The organism is Marinomonas ostreistagni, assembly GCF_016461785.1.
Lineage (GTDB): Bacteria > Pseudomonadota > Gammaproteobacteria > Pseudomonadales > Marinomonadaceae > Marinomonas > Marinomonas ostreistagni_A.
In genome coordinates, this window is the sequence record NZ_JAEMUH010000012.1 from 101,481 (window position 1) to 124,670 (window position 23,190).

At 46.8% G+C, this 23,190-nt stretch carries 22 protein-coding genes and 1 pseudogene; 15 read left to right on the forward strand and 8 right to left on the reverse strand.

Going from position 1 to position 23,190, the window contains the following annotated elements; translation table 11 throughout:
- Nucleotides 1-24: 24 nt before the first annotated feature.
- The 6 genes from JHD44_RS13210 (at nt 25) to JHD44_RS13235 (ending at nt 6,294) form a co-directional block, all read left to right on the forward strand.
- Nucleotides 25-1,374: a glutamine synthetase family protein gene (locus JHD44_RS13210; RefSeq protein ID WP_233402116.1), complete on the forward strand. Its 1,350-nt coding sequence runs from the start codon at nt 25-27 to the stop codon at nt 1,372-1,374.
- A 122-nt stretch (nt 1,375-1,496) separates the two neighbouring features.
- Complete coding sequence (locus tag JHD44_RS13215; RefSeq protein WP_199463246.1) at nt 1,497-2,588, forward strand: polyamine ABC transporter substrate-binding protein; 1,092 nt, start codon at nt 1,497-1,499, stop codon at nt 2,586-2,588.
- Between the two features lie 70 nt (nt 2,589-2,658).
- Nucleotides 2,659-3,813, forward strand: coding sequence for an ABC transporter ATP-binding protein (locus tag JHD44_RS13220; protein WP_199463247.1), 1,155 nt, complete (start codon nt 2,659-2,661; stop codon nt 3,811-3,813).
- The gene (locus JHD44_RS13225) at nt 3,810-4,748 is read left to right on the forward strand and encodes an ABC transporter permease subunit (RefSeq protein ID WP_418903733.1); all 939 of its coding nucleotides are present in this window, start codon (nt 3,810-3,812) and stop codon (nt 4,746-4,748) included. The genes JHD44_RS13220 and JHD44_RS13225 overlap by 4 nt, the downstream gene beginning before the upstream one ends.
- Nucleotides 4,748-5,557 carry an ABC transporter permease subunit gene (locus tag JHD44_RS13230; protein WP_199463248.1) on the forward strand — a complete coding sequence of 270 codons (810 nt, stop codon included), beginning with the start codon at nt 4,748-4,750 and terminating at the stop codon, nt 5,555-5,557. Before JHD44_RS13225 ends, JHD44_RS13230 begins: the two co-directional genes overlap by 1 nt.
- A gap of 26 nt (nt 5,558-5,583) precedes the next feature.
- On the forward strand, nt 5,584-6,294 hold the full coding sequence (locus JHD44_RS13235) for a glutamine amidotransferase-related protein (RefSeq protein WP_199463249.1): 711 nt from the start codon (nt 5,584-5,586) through the stop codon (nt 6,292-6,294).
- Nucleotides 6,295-6,401: 107 nt separating this feature from the next.
- Here the strand turns inward: JHD44_RS13235 and JHD44_RS13240 are convergent, their stop codons facing one another.
- Both JHD44_RS13240 and JHD44_RS13245 read right to left on the reverse strand, forming a co-directional pair.
- Entirely contained in the window at nt 6,402-6,671 is a 270-nt protein-coding gene (locus tag JHD44_RS13240) for a hypothetical protein (RefSeq protein ID WP_199463250.1), read from the reverse strand.
- 56 nt (nt 6,672-6,727) lie between these two features.
- A complete protein-coding gene (locus JHD44_RS13245) occupies nt 6,728-6,988 on the reverse strand; it encodes a hypothetical protein (RefSeq protein WP_199463251.1) in 261 nt (86 codons plus the stop codon).
- Nucleotides 6,989-7,451: 463 nt separating this feature from the next.
- Between JHD44_RS13245 and JHD44_RS13250 the strand changes: the two genes are divergently transcribed.
- Together JHD44_RS13250 and JHD44_RS13255 are read left to right on the forward strand one after the other, a co-directional pair.
- Nucleotides 7,452-8,201: an SDR family oxidoreductase gene (locus JHD44_RS13250; RefSeq protein WP_199463252.1), complete on the forward strand. Its 750-nt coding sequence runs from the start codon at nt 7,452-7,454 to the stop codon at nt 8,199-8,201.
- A 74-nt stretch (nt 8,202-8,275) separates the two neighbouring features.
- Nucleotides 8,276-8,491, forward strand: coding sequence for a hypothetical protein (locus JHD44_RS13255; protein WP_199463253.1), 216 nt, complete (start codon nt 8,276-8,278; stop codon nt 8,489-8,491).
- A 15-nt stretch (nt 8,492-8,506) separates the two neighbouring features.
- Here the strand turns inward: JHD44_RS13255 and JHD44_RS13260 are convergent, their stop codons facing one another.
- Nucleotides 8,507-8,971, reverse strand: coding sequence for an Lrp/AsnC family transcriptional regulator (locus JHD44_RS13260; protein ID WP_199463254.1), 465 nt, complete (start codon nt 8,969-8,971; stop codon nt 8,507-8,509).
- 128 nt (nt 8,972-9,099) lie between these two features.
- Between JHD44_RS13260 and JHD44_RS13265 the strand changes: the two genes are divergently transcribed.
- Nucleotides 9,100-10,059 carry a hypothetical protein gene (locus JHD44_RS13265; RefSeq protein ID WP_199463255.1) on the forward strand — a complete coding sequence of 320 codons (960 nt, stop codon included), beginning with the start codon at nt 9,100-9,102 and terminating at the stop codon, nt 10,057-10,059.
- Between the two features lie 81 nt (nt 10,060-10,140).
- On the opposite strand, the gene JHD44_RS13270 is transcribed toward JHD44_RS13265, so the two are convergent.
- The 4 genes from JHD44_RS13270 to JHD44_RS13285 all read right to left on the reverse strand — a co-directional run bounded on the left by JHD44_RS13270 (nt 10,141) and on the right by JHD44_RS13285 (nt 15,833).
- Nucleotides 10,141-11,628, reverse strand: a complete 1,488-nt coding sequence (locus JHD44_RS13270) for a Na+/H+ antiporter NhaC family protein (protein WP_199463256.1) — start codon at nt 11,626-11,628, stop codon at nt 10,141-10,143.
- A 147-nt stretch (nt 11,629-11,775) separates the two neighbouring features.
- On the reverse strand, nt 11,776-13,647 hold the full coding sequence (locus JHD44_RS13275; protein WP_199463257.1) for a methyl-accepting chemotaxis protein: 1,872 nt from the start codon (nt 13,645-13,647) through the stop codon (nt 11,776-11,778).
- A gap of 185 nt (nt 13,648-13,832) precedes the next feature.
- Complete coding sequence (locus tag JHD44_RS13280) at nt 13,833-14,486, reverse strand: TetR/AcrR family transcriptional regulator (RefSeq protein WP_199463258.1); 654 nt, start codon at nt 14,484-14,486, stop codon at nt 13,833-13,835.
- A gap of 69 nt (nt 14,487-14,555) precedes the next feature.
- Nucleotides 14,556-15,833 (reverse strand): NAD(P)/FAD-dependent oxidoreductase, encoded by a 1,278-nt coding sequence (locus JHD44_RS13285; RefSeq protein WP_199463259.1) that lies wholly within the window; start codon nt 15,831-15,833, stop codon nt 14,556-14,558.
- A gap of 213 nt (nt 15,834-16,046) precedes the next feature.
- Here JHD44_RS13285 and JHD44_RS13290 point away from each other — a divergent pair, with 213 nt between their 5' ends.
- The 5 genes and pseudogenes from JHD44_RS13290 (at nt 16,047) to JHD44_RS13310 (ending at nt 20,445) form a co-directional block, all read left to right on the forward strand.
- Nucleotides 16,047-17,390, forward strand: coding sequence for a glutamine synthetase family protein (locus JHD44_RS13290; protein ID WP_199463260.1), 1,344 nt, complete (start codon nt 16,047-16,049; stop codon nt 17,388-17,390).
- Between the two features lie 104 nt (nt 17,391-17,494).
- Complete coding sequence (locus tag JHD44_RS13295; RefSeq protein WP_199463319.1) at nt 17,495-18,595, forward strand: extracellular solute-binding protein; 1,101 nt, start codon at nt 17,495-17,497, stop codon at nt 18,593-18,595.
- Nucleotides 18,596-19,165: 570 nt separating this feature from the next.
- Nucleotides 19,166-19,648 carry a GNAT family N-acetyltransferase gene (locus tag JHD44_RS13300; RefSeq protein ID WP_199463261.1) on the forward strand — a complete coding sequence of 161 codons (483 nt, stop codon included), beginning with the start codon at nt 19,166-19,168 and terminating at the stop codon, nt 19,646-19,648.
- Nucleotides 19,649-19,760: 112 nt separating this feature from the next.
- A pseudogene (locus JHD44_RS19240) lies at nt 19,761-19,883 on the forward strand (putative quinol monooxygenase); the annotation flags it as partial.
- A 169-nt stretch (nt 19,884-20,052) separates the two neighbouring features.
- Nucleotides 20,053-20,445, forward strand: a complete 393-nt coding sequence (locus tag JHD44_RS13310) for a hypothetical protein (protein WP_199463262.1) — start codon at nt 20,053-20,055, stop codon at nt 20,443-20,445.
- 175 nt (nt 20,446-20,620) lie between these two features.
- Here JHD44_RS13310 and ilvY read toward each other — a convergent pair whose 3' ends face one another.
- Nucleotides 20,621-21,496, reverse strand: coding sequence for an HTH-type transcriptional activator IlvY (gene ilvY / locus JHD44_RS13315; protein WP_199463321.1), 876 nt, complete (start codon nt 21,494-21,496; stop codon nt 20,621-20,623).
- A 203-nt stretch (nt 21,497-21,699) separates the two neighbouring features.
- Here ilvY and ilvC point away from each other — a divergent pair, with 203 nt between their 5' ends.
- Complete coding sequence (ilvC, locus tag JHD44_RS13320) at nt 21,700-23,172, forward strand: ketol-acid reductoisomerase (RefSeq protein ID WP_199463263.1); 1,473 nt, start codon at nt 21,700-21,702, stop codon at nt 23,170-23,172.
- Nucleotides 23,173-23,190 lie beyond the last annotated feature (18 nt).

A 23,190-nucleotide genomic window follows, 5' to 3' on the forward strand; every position in this document is an offset into this window, starting at 1 on the left:
TTCTCCAGCGGTAAGACTAATTTCATGAGAGAACTTTCTATGTCGGATATGTATGAAGGGAATAACGAATTTGATCTGTTTATTACGGATTTAAACGGTAACTTGCGCGGTAAGCGCATCCCAGCCAGTGGTTTAAAGGGGGTTATGACACAGGGAGTGAAATTGCCTCACTCTGTGATTGGCTTTGACCACTGGGGCGATGACGTACTCGACAATGGCATGGTGTTCGAAACGGGTGACAGTGATGGCATCTGTTTAGCCGTTCACCCTGAACCAATTCCTGTGCCATGGGCTGAAACCGCTCGTGATCAAATTCTTGCCATGATGTACAACGCCGATGGCACACCATTCTACCCTGATCCACGCCAAGTACTGACGCGCATCGTGAATCGCTTTAAAGAGCTTGGCTACACACCTGTGGTAGCGACAGAGCTTGAATTTTACTTGCTCGACGGCACTTCCGAAGCCCAACGTCGCCCTTCTCCACCAATCATAGTGGAAGGTAATGGTGTGCGTTTGAATAAAACCGACTGTTACTCCATCGAAGAGATGGACGGCTTAGAAAGCTTCTTTGCAGAGGTACGCCAAGCCTGTGAAGCGCAAGGGATTCCTGCAGACACTATTATTTCAGAATTAGGCCCTGGTCAATTCGAAATCAACATGAAGCATACCAACGATGCGGTATTGGCGGCGGACCACGCGATCATGTTCAAACGTCTGATCAAAGGCGTGGCGCGTCAGCATGACTTCGGCGCAACCTTCATGGCGAAACCTTATGCAGATAAGAGCGGTAACGGCTTTCACGTTCACTTCAGCTTACTTGATGAGCAAGGCAACAACGTTTTCGACAACGGCACAGATGAAGGATCGGGCTTGTTACAGCAAGCTGTTGCTGGCCTGCTGAACCACATGTCGGATTCGATGCTGGTCTTTGCGCCACATATGAACTCTTACCGTCGTTTCCAAACGGGAGCTCATGCGCCAACGTTTGCAAGCTGGGGCTATGAGAATCGTACGGTCGCGGTACGTATTCCTGAAAGTGAAAGCATCGCACGCCGCATCGAACATCGCGTCGCCGGTGCAGATGCTAACCCGTACTTAGTGCTTGCTGCGGTTCTAGGCGCAGCACTGCATGGCATTGAAGCCAAAATGTCGCCGCCACAGCCAATTGAAGGGGATGCTTACGCTATGTCTGAGCGCTTTGAGCCACTGCCTAATCGTTGGGAACTGGCCACAGAAACTTTCAATGACAGCAGCTTCTTACGTGACTATTTAGGCGAAGAATTCGTGCGAGTGTTTGGCGCAGCCAAAGAGCAAGAACAGCAGAAGATTCATAGCCGAATTTCAAACGTGGAGTACGAAGCCTACTTATAGATAGGCTTCGTACTCATAGGAATAAAAGATAAGAAAGCCCGCTAAAAAGGGCTTCATTCAACGACTTCAATCACCTCACAACTGGAACAATGGCCTAACTGGGCCAAATAGGAGAGCTCTACATGAAACGTAATGTATTGAGTGTATTAATTGCAGGTAGTGCGTCAGCATTTGCTGGCAGCAGCTTTGCAGAAGATGTGATCAACATTTACAACTGGTCTGATTACATGGCACCTGGCGCGCTTGAGCAATTCACCAAAGAGACCGGTATTAAGGTCAACTACGATGTGTACGACAGCAACGAAGTACTGGAAGCGAAGCTGATGGCGGGCGGTTCTGGCTACGATGTTGTGATGCCTTCTAACTCTTTCTTTGAACGCCAAGTGAAAGCGGGCGTTTATCAAACCATCGATAAGAGTCAACTGAGCAACTATGCTAATGTAGATCAAACCCTTGCCAAGCAAATCGAAAAACATGATGCGGGCAACCAGCATAATATTCCTTACGCGTGGGGTACGATTGGTATTGGCTACAACACCAAGATGATCGAAGAGCGCTTGGGTACGGCGGATATTGATTCTTGGGATGTACTGTTGGACCCTGCGGTGGCGGCTAAGCTGTCTGACTGCGGCATTGCGGTATTAGACTCCCCTGCTGAAATCATGTCTGTGGTCAATAACTACCGTGGCGTGGATCCAAACTCTGAAGACAAAAGTGAGCTGGAAGCGTCGACTAAGCTGATGTCTGGTACCCGTGATAACATCAAATACTTCCACTCAAGCAAATACATTTCTGACCTTGCTAACGGTGACGTGTGTGTCGCGATTGGCTACAACGGCGATATATTGCAATCGCAAAGCCGTGCCGAAGAAGCGGGACAAGGCGTGGATATCAACTTCGTCATTCCAAAAGAAGGCACCTTGGTGTGGTTTGACCTAATGGCCGTACCAGCGGACGCGCCACATCCAGAAGCTGCGCATAAGTTTATCGACTTTATTCTGAAGCCTGAGATTGCCGCTGCCATTTCGAACTACGTTTACTACGCTGTGCCAAATACAGCGGCTGAACCGTTGCTTGATCCTGAAGTGGCAAACAATAAAGGCGTTTATCCAACGCAAGCGGTAAAAGAAAAACTGTATGTTCAAGTCGCCCACACGGCGCGTTTTGATCGCACTTTGACACGTGCTTGGACCAATATCAAAACAGGTCGCTAAGTTCGATATCTTTACCTCGCGGAGTTTAATAGCTCCGCGGGCCTCTCTTTTATTGACTGACAGGTGGGTTATGTCTGTATCTTCTGTTGCGCCTCAAATCGTGCCGAAAGCGGCACCAACATGGCGTCAAAGCACGTCTGAACCGTTTGTTCGTATTGAGCAGATTAACAAGCAGTTTGGCGAATTCACAGCGGTCAACAACGTGTCGCTGGATATCTACAAAAATGAGTTGTTCTGTCTATTGGGTGGTTCAGGTTCTGGTAAAAGCACCTTGCTACGTATGCTGGCTGGATTTGAAAAACCAACCTCGGGGCGCATCTTGATTGATGGTGTCGACATGTCGAATACGCCCCCTTGGGAGCGTCCAGTCAATATGATGTTCCAATCTTATGCTTTGTTCCCTCACCTAAGCGTGGAAGCCAACGTTGCGTTTGGTTTGAAACGGGAAGGTCTGCCCAGTGGCGAAGTGAAAAAGCGTGTTGCTGACATCTTGGACATGGTGCAGCTGGGGCATTTAGCCAAGCGCAAACCGCACATGCTATCAGGTGGCCAACGCCAACGTGTGGCGCTGGCGCGCTCATTAGTGAAGCGTCCTAAACTGTTGTTATTGGATGAACCTTTAGGCGCATTGGATAAGAAATTGCGTGAAGAAACGCAGTTTGAGTTGATGCGCTTGCAAGAAGAGTTGGGTATTACTTTTGTCGTGGTCACCCACGACCAAGAGGAAGCCATGACTCTCGCCACCCGTATTGGTGTGATGAACAACGGGGTGATTGTGCAAACGGCGGAACCTCACGAAGTATATGAGTACCCGAACAATCGCTTTGTCGCGGAGTTCATTGGTAACGTAAATCTCTTCGAAGGTACGGTGGTAGGTGATGAGCGTGACAGCGCGTCCATTCATTGTGCCGACACGGAAAACTTGATTCATGTGGATCATGGCATCAGCTGCGCGCCCAATCAGCAGGTGAGCGTGGCGATTCGCCCAGAGAAATTCCGAATTACTCGAGAAGCGCCAGCGTCTTTGGTGAATACTACTCAAGGTATTGTCACGGAAGTGGCTTACATGGGAAGTCAATCAATCTACAAAGTGCGCTTACCTTCAGGTAAAGAAGTGCGTATTACTCAGCCAAATGTTCAGCGTGATGCCGATGATCGTTTTACGTGGGATGATCATGTGTATCTTGCATGGGACGCGGACAGCAGCGTGGTACTGACCTCATGATGACGACAACCGCTTCCTCAGATTCGACTCGCTTAAGTGTGATTCAACGCCTGCGCCAGATTCGTCTGGGACGTTGGTGTGTCATTTTGATCCCCATGCTTTGGTTAGCAGCGTTCTTTTTTATCCCATTTTTAGTGGTATTTAAGATCTCTCTAGCGGAGGCCATGATTGCTGTACCGCCTTATTCCCCGCTTATTGAGTGGGATCCTAGTAATGCTTATGCCACCCTGAAAGTGACCTTTGGTAATTACTTATTTTTGTTTGAGTCCCGCTTTTACCTAGATGCGTATTTAAGTTCTTTACGTATTGCAGCGGTATCGACCTTTTTTACCTTGTTGATTGGTTTTCCGATTGCCTATTTGATTGCACGCAGTGGACCGACTCAGCGTACGATTTTATTAGCGCTGGTTATTCTGCCGTTCTGGACCTCCTTTTTACTGCGTGTTTACGCGTGGATGGCCTTATTGAAAAAGAATGGTTTGGTGAACGAAGCCTTGATGGCAATTGGTCTGATCGATCAGCCGCTACAAATCTTACAGACAGATTTCGCGGTGTATCTGGGCATCGTCTACACCTACCTGCCCTTCATGATTTTGCCCCTTTATACCACCCTAGAAAAAATGGACATGAGTCTTATCGAGGCGGCGCAAGATTTAGGCGCTAAGCCTTGGCGAGCGTTTTGTCTGGTGACTTTGCCATTGGCGAAGCCAGGCATCATTGCCGGTTGTTTGCTGGTCTTTATCCCAGCCGTAGGGGAATTCGTTATCCCTGCATTGCTAGGCGGATCGGACACGTTAATGATTGGTCGAGTGTTATGGGACGAGTTCTTCTTGAACCGAGATTGGCCATTGGCGTCGGCGGTGGCGATCATTATGCTGATTGTATTGGTTGGACCGATTATGTTTATGCGTAACGGCAATAAGGAGGCCATGTAATGAAAGGCAACTCTTGGGCGCTTAAATTAAGCGCGGGCTTTGGCTTCATATTCCTTTACGCACCAATCATTGCCCTGATTGTTTACAGCTTTAACGAGTCTAAGCTGGTGACTGTCTGGGGGGGATGGTCGATTAAATGGTATGTCGAGCTGTTTCAAAACGAGCAGATTATGAATGCCGCGTGGGTTAGCTTAAAAATTGCCTTTATCAGCGCCTCCCTCGCGGCAGTGTTGGGGACGCTGGCAGGATTTGTTTTAAGCCGTATGGGCAAGTTCACTGGTAAAACCATCATGGCGGGTTGGGTGACAGCACCGCTGGTGATGCCTGAAGTCATCACGGGGTTGTCGTTGTTACTGTTGTTCGTGGCGATGGAAAGCATGTTCGGTTGGCCGGCTGGTCGAGGTACGACCACCATTGTCATCGCTCACACAACGTTCTGTTTAGCCTATGTGGCGGTGGTGGTTCAATCCCGCTTGGCCTCAATGGATGAAACATTAGAAGAAGCTGCGATGGATTTGGGGGCCAAGCCTGTGTCGCTGTTCTTCTTGGTGACACTACCACTGATTGCGCCAGCGATATTGTCTGGCTGGTTGCTGTCGTTTACCTTATCCCTAGATGACTTGGTGATTGCGAGCTTTGTGTCAGGGCCAGGGAATTCGACACTGCCGATGGTGATCTTTTCCAAAGTTCGCTTGGGTGTAACCCCAGAGATTAATGCCCTAGCGACCTTGATGATCTTAGCGGTGTCTATTGCCGTGATTGCAGCGATCGTCATTATGCGTCGCCAAAATCGCTTTCAGGGACCGTAACGCTGTATGTTTGAGGTAAGTAATAAATGAAAATAGGTGTTCTTGCGGCGGGTATTACGCCAGATGCATTGCTTTCTGAGTATCCGACTTATGCTGAGATGTTTGCTCAGCAAATCTCGGCCTTGGAGCCTTCGCTAACGTTTGAAATTTTCGACGTGCGCCTAGATGAGTTCCCAGAGAGTACGGACAGCTGTGATGGCTGGTTAATCACTGGCTCTAAGTCGGATGCTTACGGTGATGATCCTTGGATTCTCAAATTGTGTGAGTTCATCCGTGAAGTGGATACTAAAGGCCAAGTCTTAGTGGGTATTTGCTTTGGGCATCAAGTGATTGCCCGTGCGTTAGGTGGTCGTGTGGCGAAATTCGACGGTGGCTGGGGCGTGGGTGTTCATCACTACCAAGTGCTGGAAGAAATCCCGACTCTGCCGGCAATGGAACAAGTGGCTTTTTGTGCTTTCCACCAAGATCAGGTGTTGGAAAAACCAGAAAAAATGACGACCTACTTAACCAGTGAATTCTGCGAACATGCTGGTCTGATTTACAAGGATCAAATTTTGACGTTTCAAGGGCATCCAGAGTTTTCTAAAGCTTACGAGAGCGAATTGATCGACATGTATGATGGCGTGAAATTAACCCAAGAAGTGGCCGCGAAAGCTCGTCAAACGGTTGAGCAAGACAGTATTCAAAATCAACAGCTAATGGCTTGGATCGGACAATTTTTAGTAGCTAAAGGTTAATCCATTGGCTGCCTAATGCCTAAATCGAGTCATTAAAAAAGCCCGGTCACAGTGATGTGACCGGGCTAAAATATAACAAAACTAGAGGGGAATCTGGTTTTGATCAATTAGTTTGACATGTGTGCTGAGTCAAATTGACCTTGCAACTCATCAATTTTAGTTTCGTAAGCATCAAGTTTTTGAGATAGCGTTGTTGGCTGTGCAAACTCAACGTTTGGATTAGACTCAATCCCCATTGTTTCTAGTTGAGCAGACAGAGCTTTTGCTTGTGCTTGTGCATCATAAATGTCGTCTTGGATATTATGATCGCTCGCTGCAAAAGAAGCCGATGCGGATAGAGTTAATGCTGCAATAAGTGCTGATGTTTTAATGTTCATGTTATTCACCTTTAAATATTTAAATACGATTTAATTCTGTACAAAGATTTAACTAATTAGTTTGCCGAATACTGTGTGTTCAATAAATCTTTTAGTTCAGCGTTCTTTTCTCCGATCACATCAAGCTTCTGAGAAGTCGTCATCGGCTCGCTGTATAGGTCGCCTACTTGGTAACCCTCTGCTGAAGCCTCTGCAGCCAATGCGTTGTAGCGTGATTCAGCCATACGAAGATCATCATTGATATTGTCGGCGAATGCTGCAGTTGATAGTGCAGAAGTTGCTAGAACAGCTGATGTGATAGCGATTAGTTTTTTCATTTTGAGCCTCCTTTAAAGGGTCTCTTTTAAAATTAATAAAGCGTTTAAATGTGTCTGCGAAATGTGTTTCGCGTTTCGATGTGATTAATATTAGTCGGGATAAAAAATAAAAAAAGAGCTAAAAATTCTGTTCCAAAGTTCTTCCCTCAATATTAAAAAACAGTCTAAATCGGCAATTAAAGAACCAATAAAGGACAACTCGGTTGGTTTATTCTTAATCAATAAAAATTCGCAAATACTAATGACGTTATGCGTCGTGTTCTGGTCAATTCGGTACAAAAAATATGCGACTATGCAGAAATACTAAGTTGCAGCATGCACATTGAAAGCACACTTCAGGAAAACTTTTGGTTTTAGCCGCAGACATATGCTTAATTGAAATCGATTAAATCGATAACCTATGATCGAATTCATCGATAGATTGCGCTATTTATGTGGGATGGACCGATTAAAGGGGATAGATATGAGTAAGAAAGTCGTGCTGATTACAGGAGCAAGCCGTGGCATTGGTGCCGCCACCGCAAAATTATTTGCACAGCATGGTTATGATGTGTGCCTAAACTACAAATCAAACCGACAGGCCGCCGAATCGTTGCAGAGAGAGATTTTAAGCCTAGGAGTAAAGTGCGTATGCGTGGCGGCTGATGTGGCCGATGAAGCACAAGTGGTTAGTTTATTCGAAGCCATGGATTGCTCTCTTGGACCCATTTCGGTACTGGTGAACAATGCGGCGATCTTGCAACCACAAGCGCGATTAAAGGATATGTCGGCAGAACGAGTGAATCAGATGTTCTGTACGAATGTGACCAGTGCTTTTATCTGTGCTCGTGAGGCCGTAAAAAGAATGTCTACGCAAATGGGGGGCCAAGGTGGAGTGATTGTGAATGTTTCTTCGGTGGCTGCCAGAACAGGTTCTCCGAATGAATACATCGACTATGCAGCTTCAAAAGGAGCCTTGGATACTCTAACAAAAGGTTTAGCGATGGAAGTTGCAGCGGAAGGGATTCGTGTGAACAGCGTACGTCCAGGATTAATTTACACCGATATGCATCGCGACGGCGGTGAACCAAATCGTGTGGACCGTTTGGCCAGTAAGCTGCCGATGCAACGAGGTGGGCAAGCGTCTGAGGTAGCAGAGGCCATTTATTGGTTGGCGTCGGATAAATCTTCCTTTGCTACCGGCAATTTTATCGATCTGGCTGGTGGATTGTGAGTCAACAAAGCCACTTACTTTATCATCAGAGGTGCTATGATGGCGTCTTGCCAGCCTCAATGAGACTTTTATAAATGGTGTTGTTTTTCCCTAATCAACAAACGTTGGATTGTATAAGTGATAGTGGCCAAGTGCTTGGTCAAATCATTTTTCAGGCTGGTCGGGATGAATACAGCTTTGCTGTCGCCCAATCGGTACAGTTAACTGAAGCCGAACAGTCGGGTATTGCCGCCAAGATAGCTCAGCTCATAATAGGACAGTCCAGCATTCCGATGCAGGATGATGACTAACGCGACGCGTCAGTATTATTCGAGTTCAATAGCCGTTTCAAACTTATCCCGCTTCATCGAAATCAGAGTGCGAAACTTCCTCACGTTCGGATTGCTGTACAGTAGACGATCACATAGCTTTTCGTAAGCTTCCATATCTCGCACCATGATGATCAAGACAAAATCGACTTCCCCAGTGACTTGGTAGCACTGCTTAATTTCAGATGTAGCTTGGACGCTTTTCACAAACTCCTGAAATAGCTGCTTATGATCTCTTTCCATAAACACTTCCACTACCATGTGCAGCATAGGGCCGAGCTTATGCGGTGCGATCAGTGCGACTTGGCGACTGATATAGCCCTCTTCAGTGAGACGTTTCACCCGCTTTAAACACGCCGGAGGCGACAGCCCTACTTGTGCTGCTAACTGTACATTTGTCAGGCGGCTATCTTGTTGTAGTTGCATCAAGATATTACGGTCGATTCGATCTAAAGCGTTCATGGTTAATAATATTTTGTTAGTTGCTTAACAAACAAATTAAATGAAATGTTTTATAAGTAAAGCGTGACATTATTTTTCTTGGCGTCTTTACAATGATTGTCTCTGTTAAATGATCTTTGTGGAACGTTATGAAATCGGTATTAAGCGTTGTTCTGACTTTGCTAAACGAAGCGGCTAAGGTGTATTGGGTACTGTTAAAAGTTATGGTGCCCGCCTTAGTTATTGTTAAAGGGCTGGAAATGGTCGGTGGCGTGGAACTGCTCGGTGAAATGCTATCGCCCATGATGCAATGGGTCGGACTGCCAAATGAGCTGGGTTTGGTCTGGGCGACCTTGATGCTCACGAATATCTATACCGGTTTGATTGTTTACTTTAACTTGGAGCTGACGCAAACCTTGAGCGTTGCGCAAGTCACCGTATTGGGCGTGCTGGCATTGTTATCGCACTCTTTACCTGTAGAAGGGGCGGTGGCGAAGAATATGGGCGTCAGCTGGCGCGTTACCCTAGCACTTCGTTTTGGTGGAGCGGTGATCTTAGGCGGTGCCCTACATTTCCTGTACAGCTCAATGAACTGGTTGCAGCAACCGGCCAGCTCTTTGTGGCGTCCCGATGCGCCTGTAGATGATAGCTTAGTGTCATGGGCCTTGGGCCAGATCGAAACCTTAGCTTGGATCTATGTGATTATATTTGCCTTGATGGTGTTGCTAAGAGTCCTTAGAGCCATTGGCATAGAGCGCATGATGCATACCTTGCTTTACCCTGTGCTGCGCTGGCTGGGTATCGGCAAAGACGCTGCAAACGTGGCGGTGATCGGCGTGGTGCTTGGTCTGACGTTTGGTGCAGGGCTACTGATTAAAGAAGCACAGTCAGGCCGTCTGAGCCAGCGAGATATTTTCTTAACGATTGGTTTTTTAGGGCTGTTTCACAGTGTCATCGAGGACACCATGTTGATTCTTCTGATAGGGGCGGATCTTTCCGGCATTCTGTGGGCGAGATTGGTGTTTGCATTAGTGGTCATTGGTGCCTTAGCTCGTTGGTCGTATGTGACTCGGAAATTAAACGATCGCCAAGAAACACCGCAGACGTAATAAAAACATGTTGCTTGATGAGACAAAGGGCCGTTATGCGGCCCTTTGTCTAGATGTGCTGTCTAGTTATTTGCCAAATGATCAGACGCTGTACCCTAGAATAATGAAAAGGGTAAAGCTCAGAACCGCACCCAATGCGGTGTAAGGTAACTGGGTCATAGCATGAGCCATGGGCGAACACCCTGCTCCTTGCGCGGCCAAGACGGTGGAATCACTGAAGAAACAAGCATGACTACCAAACGATGACGCAGACAGCAGGGCACCAATTACTAAGGCCATATTAGCATCCACACCCAAGGCAATCGGCACAACAATGGGAATAGCGATAATAAATGAGCCCCAGCTCGATGCCGTACCGAACACAATGGCCGCCATGACGACAAATACTAGAGCAGGCATCAGTTCAGCGGTCATGATAGGAGCGACCACGCTCACGATGTAACTTGTCATACCCAGTTCGTCGTTGACGCTTTTCAACATGAAACCGGCAATCACTGTGGACAGTGGATAGAGCATGACCTTAAAGCCTTCAAAGACGCCTTTGAACTGCTCTTCTAGCGATAACAGCCCTTGCAAGTAATACATTGCCACGGTAATCGCTAAGGTCACCAGAACGCCTTTTAATAGGTCGATATCGTAGTAGACCGTTGCCGCAATCAAAATCAACATCGGTACGATAAAGTTCAGCATGCCCACTAGACTGCTAGTTTTGCGATGGTTGGTAGCGGCCGCTTCCATGGTATCGCCAGTATAGTCTAAAGGCTTAGGTTGTCCGCTTGCTGCTCGTGCTTCCGCCTTTTTCATTGCACCAAGGTTACCGACCACACCTAATGCCACCAAAAATACGAGTATCAACGCCACCCAGCCATAGACCATAAAGGGAATGGCTGAAATATACGTTGCGAGACCTTGACCGTCGGCAGCGAGCCCGTTTTCTTCGAGCAGGCCAGCAAAGAACACGGCCCATGTAGAAACGGGCACTAAGATACACATTGGCGCGGCCGTTGAATCGATGATGTACGCCAATTTCTCACGGGAAACTTTGTAGTGATCGGTCACTTGTTTGACGGAAGAGGACACCGCCAAACAGTTTAGGTAGTCGTCGATGAATACGACTAAACCAATAAAAAAGGTCGTTAACAATGATTGGCGGCGAGACTTAATGCGACCTTTCAGCCAATCGCTAAAGCTATTTAAACAGCCGCTTTTTTCTAAGAGAACAATCAAACCGCCCATCAAGCCACAGACCAAAACAATCCAAATAATGGTTTCATTACCCATCACTGTAGAGAGTGTGTCGGCAAGGGATGTGACCACTGAGGTGTGATCAAGCATGATCAGGCCCGCGACCACGCCCGTTAATAAGGATTCAAACGGTGCACGAGAAATGAGAGCAATGGAGAGGACAAACAATGTGGGCAGTAAGGATTTGAAGCCCCAGTCTTCACCAGGTTGATGTGCGTAAGACAATGACCAGAAGAAAGCGATGGCGCCTAGTGTCACCATGACGGATAGCAAAAGGGAGCGTTTAGGGTGAATAGTATTCAACGCTCTTATAACTTGTTCCATAGAGTGTTCCCGATTTTAAAGCATAGTTCTTATAAGGAATTAAAATACTCTGAAACAAACTCGAAAACATATATCCCCAAGGGGTTAGCTCATAGGGGGTATAAAAAAGCCAGCTGGGTAGCTGGCTTTTGGGAGAGAAAACGATCGTTAGACTTTGAAACGATCCAGAATCGACTTCTGTGATTCCGTATGAGTGCGTTGCTTTTCCATCGCATCACTTGAATCTTGGGCGAGATCAACCACTGAAGTAGACAGCGTTTTAATCTTCACTGCGTTCTGATTAATCTCCTCCGCCACATGACTTTGTTCTTGTGCTGCAGAAGCGATTTGCGCATTCATATCGCTGATTTGTTCAATAGATTGACGAATACGGTCGAGCGCGGCATCTGCTAATTGAGCATTCTCGACGGCTTTCACAGCGGTGTCTCGGCTCTCGGTCATTGCATGGGAAACCGCTGCGGAACCGTTCTGCAATTGCTCAATCATGCCTCGGATTTCAGTGGTGGATTCCTGAGTGCGCTGCGCTAGGGTACGGACTTCATCAGCAACCACGGCAAAACCACGACCGGACTCCCCTGCTCGAGCTGCCTCAATGGCGGCGTTCAAAGCAAGCAAATTGGTTTGGTCTGCGATCTCATTAATTACGGCCAAAATGGTTTCGATGTTACTGGTGGCAAGCTCTAAACCTTTGACTTGTTCGACCGCTTGATCGATGCGAGCGGATAAAGCATCAATGGATTTCGCCGTATCACTGACGACAGAAGAACCTTCTATCGTTGTACGGTCAACTTCATTCGCGGATTCCGATGCGCGTTGCGCGTTTTCAGCTACTTCGTTGGATGCCAGAGACATTTCGTGAATAGCTGTGGCCAACATCTCAAGCTCTTTCAACTGATCTTGCATGGCTTGCGAAGATTGACGTGAGCTACTGACCGTTTGTGTACCGCTTGCTGCGACTTCGTCACCTAACAGTTTAAGGTGCGTAATACGCTCCTGCAGGCTTGCTGCAAACTGGTTAAAGCCTTGAGCTAATTCAGCAAACTCCGGCGTATTGCTAGGTTCAATGCGTTTGGTTAGGTCACCCTCACCGGTAGCAACGTCCTGAATAGCGGCATTCAGTTCAGCAAGTGGGCGCAATAATGCTTTAATCAGTACCGTCATAACCACAATGCTGATCAGGATACCCAGAAGGCCAAAGATAATGGCGTTAGTGCGCAGTTTCGCTAGGGTAGCGTAAGCGGTTTCTTCATCGATTATGGCGACGACATACCAGTCTTGCCCTTTCTCATGAGTAACGCTGACAAGGTTTCGATCACCATCAATGTCAACTTGCTGTAGCCCCTCTTTCAAAGAAACCGAAGGCAGCACTTCAGATAGTGCTTTGCCGTTACTTTCAGCATTTGGGTGCGCAATGATTTGACCTTTACCAGTGACAAGAAATAAGTAACCGGCATCAAAGATGTTGACGGAATTGACTAGCTCAGACAGGCCGCCAAGTTCCAAATCATAGAACATAGCACCGACAAACTGGTTGCCGTCCATAACAGGGTTACCGATAGAGATAATTGTTTGCTTGGTTGAAACATCAATATAAGGTGCCGTCACAACCTGCTGACGTTCGCGCTTGGCATCCATGTACCATGGACGTTTGCGCGGATCGTAGCCTGCATCCGGTTCCCAGCCGTCGTCGTTTTCGACCACAGCAGCATCGGATTCATAACCTAGGCCGATGGCTAAAAAGCTGGTTTTGATAGCAGGCTTCTCAATCAGCTGCTTGACGTAATTTCGATCATTGGGGTTTAGCTCAATGCTTTCCGTCATACTCTGCGCCAGCGCTCGTTTGTTGGACAGTTCAGCGCTGATTGTATTCCCTACCCCGACAACCATTTCCTTCAGGCTGACTTTTACTAGACCTTCGACTTCCGAGCGAACAGTCATTAACTGTTGAACGCTTAATAAGCCAACGGTCAAGGCTAACAATAGCGATGACATCGCAACGATTTTGTGGCTGAAACGCATGCAGGCTCCAATTTATTATTAGTTTGAATGAGTGGTATATCAAAGACTACTGATATAGCCACATTATTTGCATTATAGATGACAATTCCATTAACGGCAGGTTCATTTAATTCTTTATTAGGACGTCACTTAATTAATAAAGTAAACCAGCCCTGCCAAATGATTAGAATGGCAGGGAAAATGCCTTATTCTGGAGAGTTAAGGTGGTGTTCTAGAAGGGATTGTAGCATCAGTTTCAAGTCATGTAACGTGCGCGCAGCGCGTTGTTCATTTTGGTTAACGATCACCAGATAACTACTGTGTGTGACCTCAAGATAATGGCGCGCAATACGCTCTCGCTCACGAATATGTTTGTTCACACCAAGGCGTTTAAAGACTTTTGCCATTTGTGAAATCACCATGTCATCGTGACGTTCATCCAGCTCTCTTAACTCAGGTACAGAAAACATGGCTTGAACCAACCTGAGTACCGCCTTTTGCTGTCGATAAGTGCGTAAATTGATGTCAACGATCTGGTTGATGAAATCTGCTAGAGACAGTGTTTCAACTGGCCACTCTTGAATCTCCTTTAAGACATCTTCAATGCTGTCAAGCCAGCTTTTTCCCATGGCGTAGAGGATGGCGTGCTTATTAGGAAAGTAATGATAGAGGGACCCCACAGAGATCCCAACCTCTTTGGCGATGATGGCAGTATTTAGGTCGTTTAAACCAACCGTTTCCAGTAAGTTGCTGGTCACTTCTAAAATTTGCTGGGTACGCTTAATAGAGCGTGATTGCACCGGCTCGCTTCGAGGAGAGACCGGCTGCATAGTTTTCATCGTCGTAGGTGTTTTTGCCATGATTCGTGAGGGTTTCCTTCCATCTATTAAGACATTGCTTACAAACGCTGCGTTTTACTGCAGGTTTGGCTACGGTAACCGATCCAGCATGGAATAGTACAGCATTCCTGCAACCAATCCTGGCCAGCGTAGTAAGGTGCCACCAGGGAAGTCGCGCATGGGCAATTTTTCAAACGCATCGACCGTTTCTAACGAGCCTTGTACTGCTTTCGCAAAGACGGCCCCAGCAAACGTAGCGAGGGCGACGCCGTGGCCTGAATAGCCATGGGCAACAAAGATATTCTCTGTTTGACGCGCGATTTGTGGCATACGATTTAACGTGATGGCAAGCGTCCCACCCCAAGCATAATCGATACTATAACGGTCAAGTTCAGGGTAGGTTTCCAGCATATGTTTCTTCACAAACCCTGCAATGTCTCTTGGGAATCTTGGGCTGTAATTCTCACCACCGCCCCACAGCATGCGACCATCGGCCGACAGGCGATAGTAATTCACCACAAACTTGGAGTCAGCGATTGCAATGTTGTCAGGATTAATACGCTCAATCACCTCTTGTGGCAGTGGCTCGGTTGCAATAATAAAGTTATTGATCGGCATGATCTTACGGGCCGCTGGGCGATTCAGGTGGCCTAAGTAACCATTGCAGGCAAATAAAATATAGCGACAGGTGACTTGTCCTTTGGCCGTGCGGACGACCGGTCTTTCACCCGCTTGATAGTTAATCACAGCAGAGTTTTCATAAAGCTTCGCACCATGTCCCTCTGCTGCTTTGGCTAATCCCAAAGCAAAATTCAGTGGGTGCACATGGGCGCCCTCTGAATACCATTCACCACCATGATAACGATCTGTACCCAGCTTCTTGGCAACCTCGTCTGCACTGAGAAAGGAGACCCCTTGATAGCCCAAAACGTCTCGCTTGTATGCAACCGCCTCTCGAATATCTTCTGCATGTTTTGACTTATTAGCCACGTGTAGTACACCAGCGCTTAAGTCACAGTCAATTTGATACTTTTTCACCAAGTCCTTGACCAGCGAGACCGAATCGACTGAGGTTTGCCATAATAGATCTGCGGTCTCTTTGCCAACGTGTTTCACCATGTCTTCATGGCCCATGTTATGGCCTTGGCATATCTGTCCTCCATTTCGTCCAGAGGCTCCCCAGCCAATTTTATGAGCTTCCAGTAACGTAACCTGATACCCCGCTTCGGCAAGATGCAATGCTGCGGAGGTCCCAGTAAAGCCTCCGCCAATAATGCAAATGTCACTCTCGTGATCCCCAACGAGCTGCGGGCGATCCACTAATGCTTTGGCCGTAGCGGCGTAGTAAGACGCTTCATGTGTGCTCAATGTGGCACTCCTATATCACCTGTTAACCGAATGATTAGTCGGTTTTACAAAAAAATGAATTTTTTCAAAAGCTATTTTTAACTAAGTGTTGATTTAATAATCAAACTGAAATATGTTTTTAAACCGAAGTATTATTCGGTTTAGAGCAAAGAATAACCGAAACAAAAAAGATCGCAATAGAAAATTTTAGATCCATCCAAACCAAGGTGAGTTATGACAGAGCTTGAAGCTTTTTTAAAAGAGCATGCAATTACAGAAGTCGAGTCAACGTTAGCAGATATGACGGGTAATGCGCGGGGTAAGTTCTACCCGACGTTTAAGTTCCTAGCAGAAAAGACAGGCCGAATTCCTGAGACAGTTTTAGTACAAAGCGTGACAGGGGATTGGGCCGACAACCACTATGATATTGTTGATGCCAGCGACCGTGATATGGTGCTTAAGCCAGATCCAAACACTATACGAATGGTGCCTTGGGCGGATGAACCGACGGCGCAAGTGATCAACGACTGTTACACCACGGATGGTGAATTACACCCATTGGCAAGTCGTAACATCTTGCGTCATATTCTGTCTCTCTATGAGAAAGAAGGCTTGAAGCCAGTCATCGCTCCAGAAGTTGAGTTTTACCTAATTCAGCCCAATACCGATCCTGATTATGAACTAAAACCCGCTGCGGGCCGTTCAGGAAAACGTGAAACATCACGTCGCTCCTACAGCATTGATGCGGTGAACGAATTCAACACCATCATCGATACGCTATACGCCTACTGCGAAGCACAAGATCTGGACGTGGACACCTTGATCCACGAATCTGGGGCGGCACAGATGGAAATCAACTTTATTCATGGTGATCCGCTTGATCTAGCTGACCAAGTGTTTGTATTCAAGCGCACATTACGTGAAGCAGCCATGAAGCACGGTGTCTACGCGACCTTTATGGCGAAGCCGATGAAAAATGAACCGGGCAGCGCGATGCATATTCACCAAAGCTTGGTTGACGCTGAAACGGGCCAAAACGTGTTCGATAACAAAGGCGAGCCGAGTGAGTTGTTCTACCACTACCTAGGCGGCTTGCAAAAATACACGCCGAACGCGATTTCATTCTTTGCGCCGAACGTTAACTCTTATCGTCGTTTCTCCCCTGAAATGGCAGCACCGATCAACATGCAATGGGGTTTTGACAACCGCACGGCGGGTCTTCGTATTCCGTATGCACCACCACAAGCGACACGTATCGAAAACCGTTTCCCTGGGGCAGACTGTAACCCTTACCTAGCCATCGCCGCGACCTTGGCCTGTGGTTACTTGGGCATGAAACAAAAACTGCGTCCTACCGAACCAACCAAAGGCAACCAGCCTCCTTCTGAATACCAAGAAGTGGAAATTGCCCGCACTCTAGAAGAAGGCCTACGCCTGTTAGAAGACTGCGAACCATTATGTGAAATTTTGGGCATGGACTTTGTCACCGCTTACATGGGCGTTAAACGCAGTGAGTTCGAAACCTTTAACCGTGTGATCAGCTCTTGGGAGCGTGAACACTTGCTATTAAACGTGTAACAACTTTCAAACCGTGATGCTCAATGACTTGGATAGAAAAGCTAAGCGTGGGCATTTCTATGACATCACCAAAGGAATTAACCATGACACACCCACAACGAAAAATGCGACGTGTAGTACCCATTGCAAGCTTAGTCTGTGCGTTGAGCGCAGGTGCAGCGCCTGCCATGGCCGAGACACTTAAATTTTACAACTGGTCTGACTACATTGCTGAAGACACCATCGAACGTTTTGAAGCCGAAACCGGCATCGACGTGATCGAAGATGTATTCGACAGTAACGAAGTGCTAGAAGCCAAACTATTGGCAGGCCATTCTGGCTACGACCTAGTCGTACCGACGGCTTCGTTTATGGGCCGCCAGATCCAAGCGGGTGTGTTTGATACTTTGGACAAGTCAAAACTGTCTAACTTACATCGTGTTGATACCGAACTGCTGTCTTTCCTAGAAGCAGTCGACCCGGGCAACCAATACGGCGTACCTTACCTTTGGGGCACCACAGGGATTGGCTACAACGTTGATAAAGTGAAAGAAGTGCTGGGCGAAGATGCGCCAGTTAACAGCTGGGATCTAGTGTTTAAACCGGAAAACATGGAAAAACTGCAGTCCTGTGGCGTCATGTTCCTAGACTCTCCTGATGAGCTTTACCCACTGGTTTTAAACTACCTTGGCAAAGATCCAAACAGTCGCACCCAATCGGACTACGCACTGGATAGCGAAGGGGTTGAACTGCTAAAAAGCGTGCGTCCATACGTTAGCCAATTCCACTCGTCTCAATACATCAGCGCCCTAGCAAACGGCGATGCTTGTGTTGCCATCGGTTGGTCGGGTGACGTGATCCAAGCGCAAGATCGCGCCATCGAAGCGGAAAACGGTATTAACATCGAATACAGCATTCCAAAGGAAGGCACACAAGTCTGGTTCGACATGCTAGCGATTCCAAAAGATGCCAAAAACAAAGACGCAGCACATAAATTCATCGACTTCCTGCTACGCCCTGATGTTATCGCAGATATCTCCAACTACGTCGCCTACGCCAACCCGAACGTTGACGCGATGGATCTACAAGACGAAGAAATCCGAGACAACGAAGGCATCTACCCACCAGCGGATGTGAAAAAGAAACTGTTCGCACAGAAAGTCCGCGGCATGCGCATTGAACGCCTAATGGTCCGCCTCTGGACCGACATCAAAACAGGCCGCTAAACGCCCACAACCCACTAAAACGGAGGCTTCGCCTCCGTTTTTTCATTCAGCAATGGTCTTGTAGGACCGCGCTTTGCGCGGGAACAACCTAGCATCCTCTGCAACAATGAGCTTCGCCTGATTGCTGCTGGCCTGAGCTTCCATGCAATTCAAATAGTAAAAAAGCACGCGAATCAAACGCATGGAATCTCTGCGGAAGTATGGTTGGGTCGGACTTTGTACGACCCGATTGCATTCGGGGAGCGAGCCCCGTCCTAGATGATAAATCGTCAACGCTTTGATCTTAGAACATTGGCAACATCATCAGAAATAGCTTAGTCTTTGAGCAACGCAGTCAAGGATGACCAGAACACACCTTTCTTACCTCCTCCTGCCCCGCGCGGTTATTTAGCAAAATGAGCATGCATTTTTTACATTCTCGAAATGCTCGCTATTTTAAAAATAGCCAATGATTTCAATTGACTATGGTCTTTTCAGTTAAAAGGCTAAAACATAATAACGTTCACGCAGATTTATTGGATAAACACGCATGCGTATTAATAAAATAGCTTGAAAAGGAGGTCTGAAATAATGAACATTATCACTGCAAGCATCAACGACTCGGAAGAGATAGCAAAAATCGTAGCAGTCTCAAACAGAGATGTTGCTGAAATGTTCAATCTCAATCGACAAAATAATCCCAAACATCCATCGTTCTACGATAAAGAATGGGTTTTGTCTGATTTTGAAAGAGGAGAAGAGTATTTTCTCTATAGAGAGAATGAAAAACCTGTAGGTTGCGTTGCTTTCGAGCAACCCAATTCTCATGTTGGGTATTTAAACAGGCTCTCAGTATTGCCAAACAACCGCAGAAAAGGCATTGGTGAAAAATTAGTAGCCCATACCCTTGATTACGCAAAATCTAAAGGTATTGAAGAAATTAGTATTGGTATTATTGCTAAGCACGAAGTTTTGAAAGACTGGTATCTCAGTCTTGGGTTTATCGAAAATGGGGTAAAGGAGTTCCCACATTTACCATTCGATGTTTTATTCATGAAATACAATCTGGCTTAAAATATGGTCAGCAAAGAAATTAATTTGATCGTTTTAATCGAAGTGCAACCTGGTAAGGCTGAAGAGCAAAGCAATTTATTCAAAATAACTTCAGCCATTAGTCCTAAATGAAAAAGGCTGTATTGAGTATAAACTCAGCAAAGTGGCCGGCAGTGACGTTGAGTTCATAATAACAGAGCGTTGGGCGTCCTCTGAAGATTTGTCAGTACATGACTTGTCGCCACATATGCAATAGGCAGATTTAATAACCCCTAAATTTAGGGCAAAACCTGCAACCGTTCTGCAATTAAGCGATGTGTGAAACTTTACAAGCTAACAAAGCAATTTCAAGTGGATGGAAAAAGCGCAAACAAACGTTCAACTTGCATCGCAGTTTATGTGGGCGTTGAGTAGGATTAGGAAAGATGAAATATATTGTACTAGTTTTTTCTTATGCACTAAGTAGTTTAGCTTACGCTGGGATTTGTAATGCTGAAATTGAAAAAGCAACGTCAGGAATTAATTTTGGGCAAATCATTGGGCTAATTGAGAAAGAAAGCGATGGTTACGACACTTTTACTCAGTCATTGCGAGCCATTGAGCCTGTAGTTGATCTTAGGAGAGATAATCAGTTTTATCTTTCAAACGGCCAGTTTAAACGGAAAACGGTAAATTTGAATGGTGATGCCTTAGAGGGTGAGTTTGCTGGTTTGTACTTTAGCGGCACATCAAGTTCAAGTTCACCTTTTGGTTTGTTTATTAGTTTCGATAACAAAAGCTGTAAGGTAAGGTCTGTCTCGTATGATGTGCCGTTATAGTATTTCACGTAAGCTTTGTGCCCCAACGATCTAGCAACCTCTACTGCCTCAAGTTTTGTAATCCCTAAAACTCCCGCGCGCAGCGCGCTCCAACAGGGGGGAATCCGCATCATCCCCGATTGGAATCGGGTCGTACATGTCACAGATCCCGCGCGCAGCGCGGTCCTACAAGGGCTTAAACCAACGCCCAAAACGCCTCAACCAGTGGGTTTTTCAAGCTCTTCTTCAGGGTAAACAAGCCGATATCGTAAGGCTCTAGCTCGGGCTGTACGTCGAGGATTTGGACGCGGTCCATCAGTGGACTGTTGTCGAGTACGATCTTTGGTACGACGCCGATGCCAAAGCCCAAGCTGACCATGCTGACGATGGCTTCGTTACCCGCGACCTGTGCGTAGATATTTGGGGTGATGTTTTGCTCGCTTAGCCAGTCGTCCACGCGAATCCTTGAAACCCCGCCTTCGGATAGGATCATCGGCACTCGTTCCCAATCACTTGCTGAGGCAGGTGAAGTGGTGGGGACGTTGGGTTGTTGTTCAACGGGGGCGATAAAGACCAACGGTGACTTGGTGATCGGTGCGAACGCTAAGCCTTTGTGCATGGAGGATGGGCGTGCGGCGATGGTGATTTCTTCGTTACCGTCCAAGATGCGAGTAATGGCTTTATCGGGGTCGCCAGTGTGCAGTTTGATTTCGATGTGCGGATGCACTTGGCGAAAGCGGTTTAGCAGTTCAAACAAGAAGCTATAACTGGCGGTGACGGAGCAGTAAATACTGATTTCACCGCTCAGTTGATCCGAGTGGTCGGTGAGTTCGTGGCGAATCAGGTTCCACTGGCTGGTGGTTTCGCGGGCGTATTTCACAAAACGCTGGCCTTCGCGGGTCAGTACCACGGTACGGTTGTCGCGGCTGAATAGGTCTACCCCCACTTCTTCTTCCAAATGGCGAATGTTGCGCGACAGTGCAGAAACACTGATGTTGCACTCGTCGCTGGCGCGGCCAAAGTGCAGTGTTTCAGCTAAGGCGAGGAATTGTTTGAGGGCTTTTGTATTCATAAAAGCCATGATAGCTCTGTTTTGCAAAAAATGGGACGTTATATTGCAAATATATCAATTTACGAAAGGATCGCTCTTCTATACATTGAACTTACTTCGCAACACAGCCCTGCTTTTCAGCGTTGTGTATGTGTCACTCTTTTTTAATATCGACGTGTTTTGATGTCGGTACTTTAATCATAAAAATTTAGGATGTGTTAACCATGGCTAACTACTTCAATACTTTGCCGCTACGTGAGCAACTGGCTCAACTAGCAAAATGTCGTTTTATGGATATGTCAGAATTTGCTGATGGCGTAGAAGCGCTTAAAGGCAAAAAAATGGTAGTTGTAGGTTGTGGTGCACAAGGTCTTAACCAAGGTCTTAACCTACGTGACTCTGGTCTAGACGTTTCTTACGCGCTACGTCCAGAAGCAATCGAGCAGAAGCGTCAATCTTGGAAAAACGCGACTGAAAACGGTTTCACAGTTGGCACTTACGAAGACCTAATCCCAACAGCTGACGTTGTTCTTAACCTGACTCCAGATAAGCAACACACGTCTGTAGTAAAAGCGGTTATGCCTCTTATGAAAGAAGGCGCTTGCCTATCTTACTCTCACGGTTTCAACATCGTTGAAGAAGGCATGCAAATCCGTGATGACCTAACTGTAATCATGGTTGCGCCTAAGTGTCCTGGTTCTGAAGTACGTGCAGAATACGTTCGTGGCTTCGGTGTACCAACGCTTATCGCTGTTCACGAAGACAACGATCCTAAAGGCGAAGGTCTTGCACTAGCAAAAGCTTACGCAGTAGGTACTGGCGGTCACAAAGCAGGCGTTCTAATGTCTTCTTTCATTGCGGAAGTTAAGTCTGACTTGATGGGTGAGCAAACTATCCTTTGTGGTATGTTGCAAACGGGTTCGATCCTTTGCTTCGACAAAATGGTTGAAGAAGGCATCGACGCAGGTTACGCATCTAAGTTGATCCAGTACGGTTGGGAAACCATCACTGAAGCACTTAAGTACGGCGGCGTGACAAACATGCTAGATCGTCTTTCTAACCCAGCTAAGATCAAAGCATTCGATCTTTCTGAAGAGTTGAAAGTGATCATGCGCCCTCTATACAACAAGCACCAAGATGACATCATCGACGGTACTTTCTCTCGCGTGATGATGGAAGACTGGGCGAACGACGACGCTAACCTTCTAAAATGGCGTGCAGAAACTGCTGAGACTAACTTCGAGAAAACTCCAGCAGGCGACGTAGAAATCTCTGAGCAAGAGTTCTTCGACAACGGTATCTTGATGGTAGCAATGGTTAAAGCAGGTGTTGAGCTAGCATTCGAAACGATGACGGCTGCAGGCATCATTGCTGAATCTGCTTACTACGAGTCTCTACACGAAACTCCGTTAATCGCTAACACGATCGCTCGTAAGAAACTTTACGAAATGAACGCGACGATCTCTGATACAGCTGAGTACGGTTGTTACCTATACAACCACGCTTGTGTACCACTACTAGCGGACTTCATGAAAGGCATCAAAACTGACGTAATCGGTAAAGGCCTATCTGTAGAAGACAACGGCGTAGACAACGCTCGTCTAATCGAAGTAAACGCTGCGCTACGTTCTCACCCAGTTGAGGCAGTAGGTGCGGTTCTTCGTGGTCACATGGCTGACATGAAGAAGATTGTTTAATTTTTTCTAAAAATTAAA

Bases quoted from the DNA above. Each gene is read 5' to 3' on its own strand.
- JHD44_RS13260 (WP_199463254.1), bottom strand. From the start codon at position 8,971: ATGAACGCTTTAGATCGAATCGACCGTAATATCTTGATGCAACTACAA.
- JHD44_RS13275 (WP_199463257.1), bottom strand. From the start codon at position 13,647: ATGCGTTTCAGCCACAAAATCGTTGCGATGTCATCGCTATTGTTAGCC.
- JHD44_RS13255 (WP_199463253.1), top strand. From the start codon at position 8,276: ATGGTGTTGTTTTTCCCTAATCAACAAACGTTGGATTGTATAAGTGAT.
- JHD44_RS13215 (WP_199463246.1), top strand. From the start codon at position 1,497: ATGAAACGTAATGTATTGAGTGTATTAATTGCAGGTAGTGCGTCAGCA.
- JHD44_RS13280 (WP_199463258.1), bottom strand. From the start codon at position 14,486: ATGGCAAAAACACCTACGACGATGAAAACTATGCAGCCGGTCTCTCCT.
- JHD44_RS13210 (WP_233402116.1), top strand. From the start codon at position 25: ATGAGAGAACTTTCTATGTCGGATATGTATGAAGGGAATAACGAATTT.
- JHD44_RS13250 (WP_199463252.1), top strand. From the start codon at position 7,452: ATGAGTAAGAAAGTCGTGCTGATTACAGGAGCAAGCCGTGGCATTGGT.
- JHD44_RS13265 (WP_199463255.1), top strand. From the start codon at position 9,100: ATGAAATCGGTATTAAGCGTTGTTCTGACTTTGCTAAACGAAGCGGCT.
- JHD44_RS13240 (WP_199463250.1), bottom strand. From the start codon at position 6,671: ATGAACATTAAAACATCAGCACTTATTGCAGCATTAACTCTATCCGCA.
- JHD44_RS13220 (WP_199463247.1), top strand. From the start codon at position 2,659: ATGTCTGTATCTTCTGTTGCGCCTCAAATCGTGCCGAAAGCGGCACCA.
- JHD44_RS13225 (WP_418903733.1), top strand. From the start codon at position 3,810: ATGATGACGACAACCGCTTCCTCAGATTCGACTCGCTTAAGTGTGATT.
- ilvY (WP_199463321.1), bottom strand. From the start codon at position 21,496: ATGAATACAAAAGCCCTCAAACAATTCCTCGCCTTAGCTGAAACACTG.
- ilvC (WP_199463263.1), top strand. From the start codon at position 21,700: ATGGCTAACTACTTCAATACTTTGCCGCTACGTGAGCAACTGGCTCAA.
- JHD44_RS13295 (WP_199463319.1), top strand. From the start codon at position 17,495: ATGCGACGTGTAGTACCCATTGCAAGCTTAGTCTGTGCGTTGAGCGCA.
- JHD44_RS13310 (WP_199463262.1), top strand. From the start codon at position 20,053: ATGAAATATATTGTACTAGTTTTTTCTTATGCACTAAGTAGTTTAGCT.
- JHD44_RS13235 (WP_199463249.1), top strand. From the start codon at position 5,584: ATGAAAATAGGTGTTCTTGCGGCGGGTATTACGCCAGATGCATTGCTT.
- JHD44_RS13270 (WP_199463256.1), bottom strand. From the start codon at position 11,628: ATGGAACAAGTTATAAGAGCGTTGAATACTATTCACCCTAAACGCTCC.
- JHD44_RS13230 (WP_199463248.1), top strand. From the start codon at position 4,748: ATGAAAGGCAACTCTTGGGCGCTTAAATTAAGCGCGGGCTTTGGCTTC.
- JHD44_RS13245 (WP_199463251.1), bottom strand. From the start codon at position 6,988: ATGAAAAAACTAATCGCTATCACATCAGCTGTTCTAGCAACTTCTGCA.
- JHD44_RS13290 (WP_199463260.1), top strand. From the start codon at position 16,047: ATGACAGAGCTTGAAGCTTTTTTAAAAGAGCATGCAATTACAGAAGTC.
- JHD44_RS13300 (WP_199463261.1), top strand. From the start codon at position 19,166: ATGAACATTATCACTGCAAGCATCAACGACTCGGAAGAGATAGCAAAA.